Origin of the sequence: Actinopolyspora sp. BKK2 (assembly GCF_011291845.1) — a bacterium.
In the GTDB taxonomy this organism is placed as follows: Bacteria; Actinomycetota; Actinomycetes; order Mycobacteriales; family Pseudonocardiaceae; genus Actinopolyspora; species Actinopolyspora saharensis.
In genome coordinates, this window is record NZ_JAANTE010000009.1 from 180,794 (window position 1) to 194,557 (window position 13,764).

Genomic DNA, 13,764 nt, shown 5'->3' on the forward strand with positions numbered 1-13,764 from the left:
CGTCCGCACGGGGCCTTGCACGCTCAGTCGTGTTCGGTCTCGGCGCGGATGTTGCTCGCAGCCGCTTCCGCTACCCAGTGCGGGGACACTTGACCGAGCCACACCGGCCATCTTGTGCCTTGTTAAGGCGCGTGGTTGGCCTGTAGTAACCGGGAGAGCCGACCGTGAGCAAGGGCAAGCGCACCTACCAGCCGAACAACCGTAAGCGGGCCAAGATCCACGGCTTCCGGAAGCGGATGCACACGAGGGCCGGCCGCGCCATCGTGGCCGCTCGTCGCCGCAGGGGTCGTAAGCAACTCACCGCCTGATAGGAGACGGGCCGTGCTTCCAGCGGCAGCGCGGCTCAGGCGCAGCCAGGACTTCGACCTGGTCGTGCGCCGGGGACGTCGAGCCGGCAGGCCACGTCTCGTGATGCATGTCTTCAGGCGCGACCCGTCCGCGTCCGGAGCGGCCGATCGACCGGTCGCCGCGGCCACGGACGTATCCAGGACGGGCGGCGAGGGCACGCACGAGAGCGATACTTCGAACAGTTCGCCCACCCTGGGCGACCACGAGCGCCCCAGGGTGGGCTTCGTCGTCAGCAAGGCCGTCGGAAACGCGGTGCGCAGACACCGGGTGGCACGGCAGTTGCGTCATTTGATGCGCGAGCGCATCGCGGTGTTGCCTGCTGGCACACTGGTGGTGGTAAGAGCACTGCCGCCTGCGGCGGCCTCCACCAGCGAGGAGCTCGCACGGGATCTCGACAAGGCCATGCGCAAGCTGCGTCTGCCGACTCTCCGTGATTCAGCAGGTGGTGGTAATCACCCATCCACGGATCCCGCGTAATGGCAGAGCAAGAGTCCGGCGCACTCGACGAGTCGGTAGCGCCCGCGCCCCGGCCGAGCCCGGTGGCACGGCTGTTGCTGCTGCCGGTTCACGTCTACCGCAAGGTGATCTCACCACTACTTCCGCCCATGTGCCGGTTCTACCCGAGTTGCAGCGCTTACGCGGTGGAAGCGTTGCGCACGCACGGGGCGTTGCGGGGCGGCTGGTTGAGTGTGTGGCGACTGCTGCGCTGTGGCCCCTGGCATCCAGGGGGTCTCGATCCGGTGCCACCGCCGAAGCAGCGTGACAGCGAAGCGGACCGAGCCCCCTGCTGAGGAGTAGCCAAGGTGCTGGACTTCATAAACTACCCGGTGTCGGCCATTCTGTGGTTCTGGCACTCGGTCTTCGGATCGCTGCTCGATCCGGACAGCGGCTTTGCCTGGGCCCTGTCCGTGATCTTCCTGGTTTTCACGTTGCGAGCGCTGCTGTTCAAGCCGTTCGTGCACCAGGTGCGCTCCATGCGCAAGATGCAGGAGGTCGCTCCTCGGATACAGGAGCTGCAGAAGGAGTACGCCCACGATCGCCAGCGTCTCGCGAGCGAGATGCAGAAGTTGCAGTCGGAGCAGGGGTTCAACCCGGTCAGCGGCTGCCTGCCGATACTGGTGCAGGTTCCGGTGTTCATCGGCCTGTTCCAGGTGCTCAACGGCTTCCACCCGGGGGAGGACAGCAACTTCGTCTTCGGCGAGGCCGGGGTGAACTCGTTCCTCGACGCGCACCTGTTCGGCGCGAGTCTGTCCACAGTGATCAGCGCGCCCGCCGAGCAGCTCGCTTCCTTCGGAACCGACCGCGCCTCGATGCTGCTGGTCGGCGTTCCCCTGATGATCGCGGCCGCCGTCGCGACCCATTTCACTTCTCGTCACTCGGTTGAGCGACAGCGCACGGATCAGCGCTCGTCCGGTCTCGGAGCACCCGGTCAGCAGGCGATGATGAACCGGATGGTGCTGTGGGTCTTCCCGATGTTCGCGATAATCGGTGGACCGTTCCTCCCCCTGGCGATCCTGCTGTACTGGTTGGCGAACAACTTCTGGACCCTGGGACAGCAGTACGTCGTGTACCGGCGCATCGACAGGGAGGAAGCGCAGCGCGCTCCGTCCGAGGACTCCGCGGCGACCGCCGCTGTCGTCGATTCGACCGTCGTCTCCGCGGAAGACCCGCCGGAGCGCTCCCGCAGTGACGAACAAGCCGAATTGCCCGGAATACCGGAAGATCGTTCCAGCGAGACGGATGCTCCGGACGAGCGCCGGTGAGTCCGTCGCACCTCCAGAGAGGAGACAGGCAGTGTCCGAGACCGTGCAGGAAGCCGGCCAGGACGAGCAGTCCGTGGCCGGTGGTGCCGAACAGGCCGCTGACGCCGGGTCGGGTAGCAGCGGCGAGGCCGATCTGGTGCGGGAAGGCGATATAGCCGGTGACTACCTGGAACGGCTGCTGGACCTGCTCGATTACGACGGGGACATCGATCTGGACGTGGAGTCGGGTCGTGCCGTGGTGAGCGTGGAAGGCGGCAAGGACCTCGAGAAGCTCGTCGGTTCGCAGGGCGAGGTGCTCGAGGCCATGCAGGAGCTGACCCGGCTGGCCGTTCAGCAGGAAACCGGCGTCCGCAGCAGGCTGATGCTGGACATAGCCGGCTGGCGCGCGAACCGGCGGGACGAGCTCACCGAGCTCGGCCGGCGTACCGCGGAGAAGGTGGCCGAGGACGGCAAGACGCAGCGTTTGCGCCCGATGACTCCTTTCGAGCGCAAGGTGGTGCACGACGCGGTTGCCGCCGTTTCCGGAGTCACGAGCGAAGGCGATGGTGAGCCACCCAGCAGGCGGGTGGTCGTTTACCGGGTCGAGTGATTGCTCGGCGCGTAAAACGCAAGAGTGGATCTTTTGGTGAGAGGCTGCCCCCGTGATCGGAAGTCACGGGGGCAGCCTTGTTCGTATGGCCCGTTTCACGTGAAACACGACAGGCTTCCGGTCGCGCCTTCGCGCGTGAGTGGCGGCGGGCTAGAGTGCCTGAGAGCGCTGTGCGGTTTCACGTGAAACACGAAATCACGAGGGGATGAGTGTGACCGGAGAGCAGGGGTCCAGGGGGATGTCGGACGAGGCCGCGAGCGGCGCTGCTCGGGGCGCGGAGCCCGTCGAAGGGACGTGGCAGGAGGCGACCGGAGCGGAAGGGAACCCGCAGGACGCGGGCAGTGCTCCGGAGCGGGAGTTGTTCGGAGTTCGGCGGGAGTTGGCGGAGAAATTCGCGGAACGTCTCCTGACAGACGGGGTTCAGCGTGGTTTGATCGGCCCCAGGGAGGGAGAACGTCTCTGGGAACGCCATCTGTACAACTCCGCGGTGCTCGCGGAACTGCTTCCGGAGGGCGCCACTGTGGTGGATGTGGGGTCCGGGGCGGGGTTGCCGGGAATTCCGCTCGCCATCGCCCGCCCGGATCTGGAGCTCACCTTGCTGGAACCGATGGCACGCAGGGTCACTTGGTTGGAGGAGATCGCGGATGAGCTGGGGCTGCCCTTGGCCGTGGTTCGCGGTCGCGCCGAGGAGACCTCGACTCGTTCCCGGTTGTACGACTTCGACTACGTGGTGGCACGTGCTGTGAGTTCGTTGGACCGGCTCGCCGAGTGGTGTCTGCCGCTGCTCCGCCCCGGAGGGTGGTTGCTCGCGCAGAAGGGCGCGAGTGCCGCCGAGGAGCTGGAGCGGGATCGCGCTTCGATCGAGCGGCGCGGTGGCGAGCGGGCGGTGGTTCGCGAGTGCGGAGCCGCTGCCTTGCGGACTCCGGCCAATGTCGTAGCGATACGGCGTGCGGAAACCCCGGAGCCGGGTGCCGCGGGTCGGAAGGTGAACGGCTCAAGGGCACGTCGGGCCGACAATCGGCGGAAGAGAAAGGAACGGTGACGGTGACTCCGGAATCGAACCAGCCCGGTGTTTCACGTGAAACACAGCGGCGCTCCGTGGGCGGCATGCGCTTCCCCGGCGGGGCGAGCGACGGAGCACAGACCGAGACCACTGCCTCCGAGGGAATCGGGTGGAGTCCGGTCGTGCAGGAGGGCAGGAAGACGACCGACGCGCTGCATTCCGATGCCGCCCAACTCCCCCGCCCGGACCGGCGCCGGATCATGACCGTCGCGAACCAGAAGGGCGGCGTGGGCAAGACGACGAGCACGGTGAACCTGGCGGCCGCGCTGGCGGTCCAGGGGCTGAACGTGCTCGTGGTGGACCTCGACCCGCAGGGCAACGCGAGCACCGCGCTGGGCGTGGAGCACCAGTCCGGGGTGCCTTCGGTGTACGAGCTGCTGCTCGGCAACGTCGGGGTGAGCGATGTCGCCGCGCGGAGCGCTCAGTCCGAACGCCTGGACTGCGTGCCCGCCACCATCGACCTGGCGGGCGCCGAGGTCGAGCTGGTCACGATGGTGGCGCGGGAGGCGCGGTTGCGTGAGGCGCTCACTCCGGAAGTGCTCGACGAGCTCGACTACGACTACGTGCTCATCGACTGTCCCCCGTCGCTGGGACTGCTCACGGTGAACGCGCTCGTGGCCGCGCACGAAGTGGTGATCCCGATCCAGTGCGAGTACTACGCCCTGGAGGGGCTCGGGCAGCTGCTGAACAACATCGAGCTGGTGCAGTCCCACCTGAATCCGAACCTGGGGATCTCCACCGTGCTGCTGACCATGTACGACGGGCGCACCAAGCTCGCCGAGCAGGTCACCGCGGAAGTGCGCGGCTACTTCGGCGAGCGGGCGTTGCGCACGGTCATCCCCCGCAGCGTCAAGATTTCCGAAGCTCCGGGGTACGGGCAGACCATTCTCGGCTACGATCCGGGATCCCGCGGTTCGATGAGCTATCTGGACGCTGCTCGCGAGATAGCCGAGCGAGGGACGGAGAGGGAGACGGCATGACCGAGCGTCGTGGCGGTTTGGGACGTGGACTGGCCGCGCTCATCCCGAGCGGTCCCACCGAGGAGGAGCAGGAGGCGGACACTCCCGCCCACGACTCCCCCGCGAAGCCTCCGGAGGAGAGCACGGCTCCGGAGACGCCGGAACAGGACGTGGAACAGGGCGCGGAGCGCGCCGGTGTTTCACGTGAAACAGGCGGGGAGGTGGCCGGGGCGATTTACCGCGAAGTCGAGATAGCCGCCATAACCCCGAATCCGCGGCAACCGCGCCAGGTGTTCGACGAGGACGCGCTGGCCGAGCTGGAACACTCCATCAAAGAGTTCGGCCTCATGCAGCCGATCGTGGTGCGTGAACTCGATGGGGGCCAGTACGAGCTCATCATGGGTGAGCGGCGGTGGCGCGCCGCCCAGCGCGCCGAGCTCGCGACGCTGCCCGCGATAGTCCGCAAGACCAAGGACGACGCCCTGCTGCGGGACGCGCTGCTGGAGAACATCCACCGGGTGCAGCTCAACCCGCTGGAGGAGGCTTCCGCCTACCAGCAGTTGCTCGACGAGTTCGGCGTGACCCATGACGAGTTGGCCGATCGGATCGGACGCAGCAGGCCGGTAATCACCAATACGATCCGGTTGCTGCGGCTGCCGCTGCCCGTGCAGCGCCGAGTGGCGGCCGGAGTGCTCTCCGCGGGTCACGCGCGGGCGCTGATGAGCCTGGAGGACCCCGCGGCTCAGGAGGAGATAGCCACGAGAATCGTCGCGGAGGGACTTTCGGTACGCGCGGCCGAGGAGCAGGTGACCCTGAAGAAGGGCGAGGTGACGGAGAAACCGAAGCCCAAGCAGCGGGGCAAGATGGAGCTCGCGGGCGCGGAGGAGCTTGAAGAGCGGCTCGCCGATCGCTTCGACACTCGGGTGAAGGTCGAGTCCGGGCAGCGCAAGGGACGCATCGTCGTCGAGTTCGGCTCCCCCGAGGACCTCAGTCGGTTGAGCGCGCTGCTTCTTCCCGATGATTCCGAATGAACCCGGCGGTGCTTTGCTCATGTGACCGGTGAGCCGTCACGTGAGCGGATTCCCGCTCCCCCAGCAGCCGCTCCGCAGTGGCGCGTTTCGCGTGACCGCGGAGCGGTTCATTGTGTTCGGGCTGGTCCAATCCGATCGGGGAAGGTCGACTCCGGAAGCGGCCCGCGAGCGATGAGACGCCGTGTACAGCTCCCGATCTTTCACCCGGGGACATTCAGTCACGGTGACGATTTGTCGCAGCGGGCCTCCGACTCCCCGAACTCCCTCCGAAGCGAAGTTTCACGTGAAACGGCTACCCCTGGATCGCTACCCGATGTCGAGGAGCCCGCAACCAAGCGCCGACCGAGGCTCCGCCAAGTGCTACCTACGCCAAGCCAGTCCCCGCAAAAGCCTCCACCCCAACGCAAGCGCTTCAGCCCACGCAGTCGGCACCGCCGAAAAAGCCCCACCCCAACGCAAGCGCTTCAGCCCACGCAGGAGGAGAAGCTCCGGTGCGTGAGTCGGATGCATTGCACGGCCGGGCCGCTCGCCGCGTAGGTCGCTACTCAAGAGCGGCCCAACACAGCAAGGCGCCGACTCACGTGACGGCTAGGCAACCACGCACGCAACCGGCGCCGCCGAACCTTCAAGAACCAACGGTGTGTTCGACCAGCTTGCTGAATACCTCTCCAACACTCCGCCCTGCTGCTTCGATCGCCATCGGCAGCAGGGAGGTCTCGGTCAGTCCCGGCGAGACGTTCACCTCGAGGAAGTGCACCCGTCCCGCGGCATCCACGATCGCGTCGGTGCGCGAGACGTCCCGCAGGCCGAGCAGGCGGTGCGCGGACACGGCCAGCTCGGAGGCCTCCGCGGTGGCCGCGGCGGACAGCTCGGCCGGCGCCTGGTAGCTGGTGAGTCCCGCGGTGTAGCGCGCCGTGTAGTCGAAGATCCCGTTGGTGGGTTCGATGCGGACCGGTGGGAGCGCGTGCGGCCCGTCCGACTCCTCCACGACACCGATGGCTATCTCGGTGCCCTCGATGAGCTTCTCGGCCAGCACAGTGTCGCCGTAGGCGAAGGTTCCCATCATCGCGGAGGGGAGCTCCGCCCGGTCCCGGACCACCCGTGCACCCAGCGCTGAGCCGCCCTGAACGGGCTTGAGCATCAACGGCAGCCCCATCTTGTCCACCAGGGCGTCCAGCACCGGCTGGGCTCCCAGCTCGCGGAACGTGGACTGCGGCAGCACCGTCCACTCCGGGGTGTTCAGCCCGGCCCTGGCCAGTTCCGCCTTGGCCGTCGGCTTGTCCCAGGCGCGGCGGCAGGCCCGCGGGTCGGTTCCCACGTAGGGGATGTCGAGCAGCTCCAGAATCGACTGCACGGCGCCGTTCTCCCCTTCTCCGCCGTGCAGGGCGACGAGCACGGCGTCGGGGCGTTCGTTGCGCAGCCGGTGCAGCAAGTCGTGGTCGGCGTCCTGTTCGGTCACCGTGAGTCCGGCCGAACGTAGCGCCGCGGACAGCCTGCGTCCGGAGCGCAGGGAGACGTCGCGCTCGTGCGACAGCCCGCCGGAGAGAACGGCAACCCAGCGATCGGTCAATTCCACTCCTGAACAACGAAGTCCACTGCGCCCGCGGAGTCCCCGCGGGCGCAGTGGACGTGACGTCTCGACGTCTCCGCCCGGGCGGGCGGAGCGGAAAACCTCGGTCAGCTTCTCAGGCCGTGTCCGGTGAGGGGGCCTGCGGCCCCGAGATGTCGCGCTGCCCGGTCGACCCGAAGGTGCGCAGCAGCTCCATCTCCTCGTTGAGCGTGTTCGCGAGCCTGCGCACCCCTTCCCGGATGCGCTCCGGCGTGGGGTAGCAGAAGGACAGCCGCATCTGCCTGCTTCCGAGCTGGTCCCGGTAGAACCCGGTGCCGGAGGCGTAGGCCACCCGCTGGGTGACCGCGCGCGGCAGCATCGCCTTGGCGTCCACGCCTTCCGGTGCGGTGAACCACACGAAGAAGCCCCCTTCGGGGTGGGTCCACTCGCAGCCTTCCGGCATGTGCTGCTCGAGCGCGCCGAGCATGGCGTCCCGGCGTTCCCGGTACTGCTCGCGGAAGGCCTTGATCTGGCCGAGCCAGTCGTGGGTGCTCAGGTACCGCGAGACGATCATCTGGTTCAACGTGGGCGGGCACAGCGTCGCCGATTCGGCGGCGAGCACGAGCTTCTCGCGCACGGCGTGCGGGGCGAGCACCCAGCCCACGCGCATCCCCGAGGCGAAGATCTTGGAGAACGATCCCAGATAGACCACGTTCTCCGGGTCCTGGGCCTGCAGCGAGGGGTAGGTCTGCCCCTCGAAGCCGAGCAGTCCGTACGGGTTGTCCTCCAGCACGAGGATGCCGTTCCGCGAGCAGATCTCCAGGATCTCCGGGCGGCGCTCGGGTGCGAGGGTGACGCCGGCCGGGTTGTGGAAGTTGGGGATCGTGTAGAGGAGCTTGATCTTCTTGCCCTGGCGGTGCACCTCGTCGATCGCCTGGCGCAGCGCGTCCGGGCGCAGTCCGTGCTCGTCCATGGCCACGTGCACCACGTCGGCCTGGTAGGTGGCGAAGGCCCCCATGGCGCCCACGTAGGACGGCCCCTCGGCCAGCACCACGTCGCCCGGATCGCAGAAGATCCTGGTGACCAGGTCCAGCGCCATCTGCGAGCCCACGGTCACCATCACGTCGTCCGGGTGGGCCGAGATGCCCTCCAGGGCCATGACCTCGCAGATCTGCTCCCTGAGCTCGGGAACTCCGTGCGCGGAGCCGTACTGGAGCGCGGTCTGCCCCTGCTCGGAAACCAGTCGGGCGACTTCCTCGGACAGCGAGTCCAGTGGCAGAGCCGCCAGGTTCGGCATCCCCCCGGCGAGGGAAACCACCTCGGGCCTGCTGGCCACTGCGAACAGCGCTCGGATCTCGGAAGCCGTCATGCCCGCAGTGCGCTCGGCATACCGTTCGGAGTGGGTGTCGAGGTTGCCCATGCTCCCCGTGCGGGCGACGGGGGCTTGCGACTCGTTCGACGCCTGCTCGGCCGGTTGTTCGGGCTGGTTCGAGTCTGGCTGGTTCGAGTGATCGGACATTTCCGCGCTCCGGGGTCGGTGGTGCGCCGCGTGGTCGTCCCGATCAGTACGGAAGGATCTGATCGGGTTAACCGGCGATTCTAACCATCACATCGCGTGCGGCTCTCGGCCGTGTAACGTTCGCCTCGAACAATCCTCGCCCAAAGTGGCTGACATCACTAATCGGGGGCGGTGCGCCCCGCGGGACTCACGCCCCCTCGGCGCGGGCGAGCTCGTAGCGCAGCAGATCGTCGAAGGTGAAGGTCCCCGTGGGCTGGTCGTCCTCGCCGAGCAGGTACAGCCGCTTCACGGCCACCAGCACCGCTTCCGCGACGGTGTCCCGGAAGCCGGGGTCGAGCAGGCGGGCGTGATCCTCCGGGTTGCTCAGATAGCCCGCCTCCACGCGGACCGCGGGCATCTTCGTCCAGCGCAGCACTTCCCAGGTCTTGGGATGGGTGCGGCAGTCCAGCATGCCGGTGCGGGCCACGATCTCGCGTTGCAGGAAACCGGCGAGGGCCTCCCCCACGTTCGAAGTGGTCCCGTTGCCGGTGCCGAAGTGGAAGGTCGCGACTCCCTGGCCCTGTGGTGAGCTGTTGGAGTCCACGTGCAGCGAGAGGAACAGGTCGGCGCCGGCCTCGTTGGCGAAGGCGGCCCGGTCCGCGTCGGGCGGGCAGGAGTTGGGCCCGCGGGCGATCAGCGCCTCCATCCCGGTGGCCACCATGCGGCCCTCGAGACGGCGGGCGAAGTCCCAGGCCAGGTCGGCCTCGGCCACGCCGTTGACCACGGCTCCCCGGTCACTGCCGCCGTGTCCCGGATCGATGACTATGCGCTTGCCGCGCAGCTTGGGGCCGGCCCGCCGGACCTTCTCCTGCTCGCGGAGGTAGACGGGTCTGCCGCCGCGGACCTTCGGCGCGAGCTGGCGCAGCGAGCGCAGCGTGGCCGGGCCGCAGATGCCGTCCGAGTTGAGGGCGTACTCCCGCTGGAAGCTGCGCAGCGCGTGCTCGGTCTGCCTGCCGAAGATGCCGTCGGGGCGTCCGGCGTCGTAGCCGAGCTCGAGCAGCCGTTCCTGGAGCGCGAAGACGTCGTCGCCGCTGATGGGGCGGGAGACGAAGTAGGCGAGCGAGCGGTCGCCGAGTCGCCACTTGGCGTCGGTGAGTGCTCGGTATGTGGCCGGTCCCACGACTCCGTCGGTGATCAGGCCCCGTTGCTGTTGGAAGGCCCGTACCGCGTGTTCCACCGACGCGTCGTACATGATCGGTCCCGCGGGACCGTTCGGTGGTAAGAGGCCCAGCGTGACCAGAACGTTTCTGATCTCGGAAACTGCCGGGCCGACGTCACCGCGGTGGAGCAGCTGCATGCACTCCTCGCTCGATTCAGGCGCCGGACGGATCCGACGCTAAGGACGTGTCATTACCCCCAAGTATCAGTTTATAGAGATTTTCCGTTTCGGTTGTCGCAGGTGGTTGCCGAGCGAAACCTCCCCGCTGCGGCCACCCCGGTTCCGAGGGGCTCCACCCACGTCGATCCGGGCCTTCCCGCGAGGGCACGGGACGGGAGGACCCGCGACGGTTCCGATGGGCGGCGTGGCCGTCCCCGCGCCGTCGCGCCGGGCGCCACCCCGAACCGGGCCGTCGACTCAACCGTAAAACACCAGTGAGGTATGCGACTCGCTCCGATGCATTGTGCCTTGTCGCCCTCGCGGTGACGTCACGGGCCGGACCCTCGTGACATCGGAGGGTGCTCACCCGGCCGTGGTGTGCTGATCGAAATCCGCGCAAACACGTGATCCCACCGTCCTCGCTCGTTTCCGCGAGGACGGTGGGATCACGTCGTGCGGTTGCTCCGGAAAGCAGGCCGGGGCGGAATCAGCTCCGCGCCCGGGTGCTCGCCGGAGGCGTTCGCCGCGGTTTCACAGGTAGTCGGCCAGGTCCTCCAGCAGCTGGGCCTTCGGCTTGGCACCGACGATCTGCTTGACCGGTTCCCCGTTGGAGAACAGCAGCAGCGTCGGAACCGACATCACCTGGTAGTCCCTGGCGACGCCGGGGTTCTGGTCGATGTCGAGCTTGGCGATGGTGATCTTGCCCTCGTGCTCGGAGGCGATCTCCTCCAGGACGGGGGCGACCATCTTGCACGGGCCGCACCAGGTGGCCCAGAAGTCGACCAGCACGGGCTTGTCGTTGTTCAGGACCTCGGTCTTGAACGAGTCGGCGTCGACGGTAACCGGCTTGGACATGTCGTCTCCTTTGCGGTGTTGTGCTCTGCTGCGGATGGTTGTCAGCGGGCTGCCGCCGCGTCGGCCTCGGCGGCGGGACCGTATCCGCCCCCGACGAGCTCCGAGGTGACCTCGGCGCTTTCGGAGGCTTCCTGTTCGGCGAGCCAGCGTTCCGCGTCGATGGCCGCCGAGCAACCCGACCCGGCGGCCGTGACGGCCTGCCGGTACGTCTTGTCCACCAGGTCACCGGCCGCGAACACGCCCGGGATGTTGGTGGCGGTGGAGGGCTGGTGCACCTGCACGTAGCCCTCCTCGTCCACCTCGACCTGATCGGAGACGAGCTTGCTGCGCGGGTCGTGCCCGATCGCCACGAACATGCCGGTGACGGGGAGTTCGGACTCGGCGCCGGTGACGGTGTCGCGCACGGTCAGCCCCGAGACGGTGCTCTCGCCGTTGACCGCGGTGACGACCGCGTTGGTGCGCCAGTGGATCTTCTCGTTCGCCTGCGCGCGCTCGAGCATGATCTTGGAGGCGCGGAACTCCTCGCGACGGTGCAGGATCGTCACCGAACGGGCGAACCGGGTGAGGAAGGTCGCCTCCTCCATGGCGGAGTCACCCCCGCCGACCACGGCGATGTCCTGGTCGCGGAAGAAGAATCCGTCGCAGGTCGCGCACGCCGACACGCCGCGCCCGAGCAGCTGCTCCTCCCCGGGAACGCCGACGTAGCGCGCCGCCGCGCCCATCGCCAGGACCACGGCCTTCGCGCGGTACTCGACACCGTGCGCGGTCACGGTCTTGACCGGGCCGCCGAGGTCCATCCCGTCGACGTCCTCGGTCTTGAGCTCCGCCCCGAAGCGGTCCGCCTGGGCGCGGAACTGCTCCATCAGCTCGGGGCCCATGATCCCGTCTCGAAAGCCGGGGTAGTTCTCCACGTCGGTAGTGGTCATGAGTTCCCCGCCGTACTGGGTTCCCTCGAAGACCAGTGGTTGCAGCTCGGCCCTGGCCGCGTACACCGCTGCGGTGTAGCCGGCAGGGCCGGAGCCAACGATGATCAGGTTCCGGACGTCGCCAGTCACCGCGCCCCTTCCCTCGGTCACGTCGTTCGCGGGTGGTAGGTGTCCCCGCGCTTGTTCGTCAACGCGATACTAGGTCCCGCTTGTTCCCGCCCCCTCCGTGCACGTGCCCGCACCCACATGTTGGACGGGGACGCGGGCCGCCGAGCGGTTCCGCCACGGGCGTCGTCCGCCGTCCTGGTTCGCGGCCTGCCGCCCTCCGGCCGGTCAACCGCCCACGACGGTGTCCGAGAGGGTCGCCGGATTGCCCGGCCCGCACCCCGGGCCGACGGCGAGCAGCCGGAACTGGCCGATCTCGCCGGTGGACAGCACCATCAGCTGGGCCCGCCGCCCGTTGAAACTGATCTCCCTGGCCCCGATGGGAGAGCCGTCCTCGATGCCGTTCGCCCGTAAGCACGTCAGCAGTCGCTGCGGGTCGACCAGGGAGTCGACGTACTGCTCGGAGGAGAGCACCTGCTGGAGCTGCTGCCCGTCGAGCTCGACCCGGTCTCCGGTCAGCGCCAGCGGGGACGGTTCTCCGTCCTCCGGCGGCTGGGCCGCGGTCGTGTCGTCGGCCCTGGTCTCCTCCCGCCTCGGCTGGTCCGGCTGGACCGTCAGCACCACGGCCAGCAGGACCGCTGCCGCGGCCATCAGGCCGGAGCCCAGTGCGAAGGCCCTGCGGCGGCTGCGGCGGCTGCCGCGCCCGCGGGCCCCGCCGATGGGGGCGACGTTGTCGGGGAGGGGCTGCTCGGGTTGCTCGGTCTCCGCGGCGGGGTGTTCCCGCCGGTCGGTCTCCGCGGCGGGCGGGGGCAGCGGTTCGGCCGCGAGTGAGTTCTCGATGCGGGCCGCGACCTCCTCCGGCATCTCGAGAGCGGGCCTGCCCGCCAGTTCGATTCGCGTGTTCTCCAGCGCCGTCAGGACGGCGCCCGCATCCGGGTCGGTTCGCGCGGCCGAGGCGATTCGCCCCGCCGTTTCCTCGTCGAGGGCGTCCGCGTGCAGATCGGCCAACACGTCCGGGGACCGGTCCGGGTCCCGAGGTGTCCCGGCGCTCAGTTCCTCGCCACTCATCGTCCCTCCCGTCGACGCGTGGCCATGCCTCCATCTGGGACGTCCGTACGCGCACTCGGGTTCCGCAGGTGCCCGAGAAGTTGTGCGAGCTTCAGCCTGCCGCGCGCGCAACGGCTCTTGACCGTTCCCTCGGCCACCTCGAGCATCCGAGCGGCCTCGGACACCGGGTAGCCCTCGACGTCCACGAGCACGATGGGGGCACGCTGGTCGGCGGGCAGCTGGGCGAGCGCGTCCTCGACGACCATCCTCGTGTCGTGCTCGGAGATCCTGTCGTGCGGGTGCGCGGGCTCTCCCGGACCGCTTTCCGGCAACGGGACGGTGGCTCTGGTGCGCTGTCTGCGCATCCGGTCGAGGCAGGAGTTCACGACTATCCGGTGCAACCAGGTGGTGACCCTCGACTCGGCCCGGAAGGAGCTCGCGTTGCGGAAAGCGGAGATCATCGCCTCCTGCAGCGCGTCGGCGGCCTCGTCCGGGTCCCGCATCGTGCGCAGCGCCACGGACCACAGCCGATCGCGGTGCCGCCGGAAGAGCTCGGAGAAGGCCTGCCGGTCCCCGGAGAGGTGGGCCGCTATGAGATCGGCATCCGAACTGGCGGTTTCTGACACGCCCAGAACCCTACTGATCACTGGAAG

The 13,764-nt window shown here is 68.4% G+C and carries 15 protein-coding genes; 8 read left to right on the forward strand and 7 right to left on the reverse strand.

Going from position 1 to position 13,764, the window contains the following annotated elements:
• Window positions 1-164 precede the first annotated feature (164 nt).
• The 8 genes from rpmH (at window position 165) to G9Q41_RS18025 (ending at window position 5,753) form a co-directional block, all read left to right on the forward strand.
• Window positions 165-308 (forward strand): 50S ribosomal protein L34, encoded by a 144-nt coding sequence (gene rpmH, locus G9Q41_RS17990; protein WP_083921486.1) that lies wholly within the window; start codon window positions 165-167, stop codon window positions 306-308.
• 13 nt (window positions 309-321) lie between these two features.
• Window positions 322-825, forward strand: a complete 504-nt coding sequence (gene rnpA / locus G9Q41_RS17995; protein WP_092525072.1) for a ribonuclease P protein component — start codon at window positions 322-324, stop codon at window positions 823-825.
• On the forward strand, window positions 825-1,139 hold the full coding sequence (gene yidD / locus G9Q41_RS18000; RefSeq protein ID WP_092525074.1) for a membrane protein insertion efficiency factor YidD: 315 nt from the start codon (window positions 825-827) through the stop codon (window positions 1,137-1,139). Before rnpA ends, yidD begins: the two co-directional genes overlap by 1 nt.
• A gap of 12 nt (window positions 1,140-1,151) precedes the next feature.
• On the forward strand, window positions 1,152-2,111 hold the full coding sequence (gene yidC / locus G9Q41_RS18005) for a membrane protein insertase YidC (protein WP_165633044.1): 960 nt from the start codon (window positions 1,152-1,154) through the stop codon (window positions 2,109-2,111).
• Window positions 2,112-2,142: 31 nt separating this feature from the next.
• On the forward strand, window positions 2,143-2,700 hold the full coding sequence (locus tag G9Q41_RS18010) for a R3H domain-containing nucleic acid-binding protein (protein ID WP_165633045.1): 558 nt from the start codon (window positions 2,143-2,145) through the stop codon (window positions 2,698-2,700).
• Between the two features lie 205 nt (window positions 2,701-2,905).
• The gene (gene rsmG / locus G9Q41_RS18015) at window positions 2,906-3,742 is read left to right on the forward strand and encodes a 16S rRNA (guanine(527)-N(7))-methyltransferase RsmG (protein WP_165633046.1); all 837 of its coding nucleotides are present in this window, start codon (window positions 2,906-2,908) and stop codon (window positions 3,740-3,742) included.
• Between the two features lie 65 nt (window positions 3,743-3,807).
• Window positions 3,808-4,743, forward strand: coding sequence for a ParA family protein (locus tag G9Q41_RS18020; protein WP_092527794.1), 936 nt, complete (start codon window positions 3,808-3,810; stop codon window positions 4,741-4,743).
• Window positions 4,740-5,753, forward strand: coding sequence for a ParB/RepB/Spo0J family partition protein (locus tag G9Q41_RS18025; protein WP_092525081.1), 1,014 nt, complete (start codon window positions 4,740-4,742; stop codon window positions 5,751-5,753). Before G9Q41_RS18020 ends, G9Q41_RS18025 begins: the two co-directional genes overlap by 4 nt.
• A 625-nt stretch (window positions 5,754-6,378) precedes the next feature.
• On the opposite strand, the gene G9Q41_RS18030 is transcribed toward G9Q41_RS18025, so the two are convergent.
• The 7 genes from G9Q41_RS18030 to sigM form a co-directional block, all read right to left on the reverse strand.
• Complete coding sequence (locus G9Q41_RS18030) at window positions 6,379-7,323, reverse strand: D-alanine--D-alanine ligase (RefSeq protein WP_092525083.1); 945 nt, start codon at window positions 7,321-7,323, stop codon at window positions 6,379-6,381.
• Window positions 7,324-7,438: 115 nt separating this feature from the next.
• A complete protein-coding gene (locus G9Q41_RS18035) occupies window positions 7,439-8,722 on the reverse strand; it encodes a PLP-dependent aminotransferase family protein (protein ID WP_165633134.1) in 1,284 nt (427 codons plus the stop codon).
• Between the two features lie 286 nt (window positions 8,723-9,008).
• On the reverse strand, window positions 9,009-10,157 hold the full coding sequence (locus tag G9Q41_RS18040) for an N-acetylmuramoyl-L-alanine amidase (protein WP_092525085.1): 1,149 nt from the start codon (window positions 10,155-10,157) through the stop codon (window positions 9,009-9,011).
• A gap of 552 nt (window positions 10,158-10,709) precedes the next feature.
• A complete protein-coding gene (gene trxA / locus G9Q41_RS18045) occupies window positions 10,710-11,033 on the reverse strand; it encodes a thioredoxin (RefSeq protein WP_092525088.1) in 324 nt (107 codons plus the stop codon).
• A 41-nt stretch (window positions 11,034-11,074) separates the two neighbouring features.
• Window positions 11,075-12,088 (reverse strand): thioredoxin-disulfide reductase, encoded by a 1,014-nt coding sequence (trxB, locus tag G9Q41_RS18050; RefSeq protein WP_165633047.1) that lies wholly within the window; start codon window positions 12,086-12,088, stop codon window positions 11,075-11,077.
• A gap of 204 nt (window positions 12,089-12,292) precedes the next feature.
• Window positions 12,293-13,132, reverse strand: coding sequence for a hypothetical protein (locus G9Q41_RS18055; protein ID WP_165633048.1), 840 nt, complete (start codon window positions 13,130-13,132; stop codon window positions 12,293-12,295).
• Window positions 13,129-13,737, reverse strand: a complete 609-nt coding sequence (sigM, locus tag G9Q41_RS18060) for an RNA polymerase sigma factor SigM (RefSeq protein WP_092527803.1) — start codon at window positions 13,735-13,737, stop codon at window positions 13,129-13,131. Before sigM ends, G9Q41_RS18055 begins: the two co-directional genes overlap by 4 nt.
• Between the last annotated feature and the right edge of the window lie 27 nt (window positions 13,738-13,764).

Bases quoted from the DNA above. Each gene is read 5' to 3' on its own strand.
- yidD (WP_092525074.1), top strand. From the start codon at position 825: ATGGCAGAGCAAGAGTCCGGCGCACTCGACGAGTCGGTAGCGCCCGCG.
- rsmG (WP_165633046.1), top strand. From the start codon at position 2,906: ATGAGTGTGACCGGAGAGCAGGGGTCCAGGGGGATGTCGGACGAGGCC.
- G9Q41_RS18020 (WP_092527794.1), top strand. From the start codon at position 3,808: ATGCGCTTCCCCGGCGGGGCGAGCGACGGAGCACAGACCGAGACCACT.
- G9Q41_RS18025 (WP_092525081.1), top strand. From the start codon at position 4,740: ATGACCGAGCGTCGTGGCGGTTTGGGACGTGGACTGGCCGCGCTCATC.
- G9Q41_RS18035 (WP_165633134.1), bottom strand. From the start codon at position 8,722: ATGGGCAACCTCGACACCCACTCCGAACGGTATGCCGAGCGCACTGCG.
- G9Q41_RS18040 (WP_092525085.1), bottom strand. From the start codon at position 10,157: ATGCAGCTGCTCCACCGCGGTGACGTCGGCCCGGCAGTTTCCGAGATC.
- trxA (WP_092525088.1), bottom strand. From the start codon at position 11,033: ATGTCCAAGCCGGTTACCGTCGACGCCGACTCGTTCAAGACCGAGGTC.
- G9Q41_RS18055 (WP_165633048.1), bottom strand. From the start codon at position 13,132: ATGAGTGGCGAGGAACTGAGCGCCGGGACACCTCGGGACCCGGACCGG.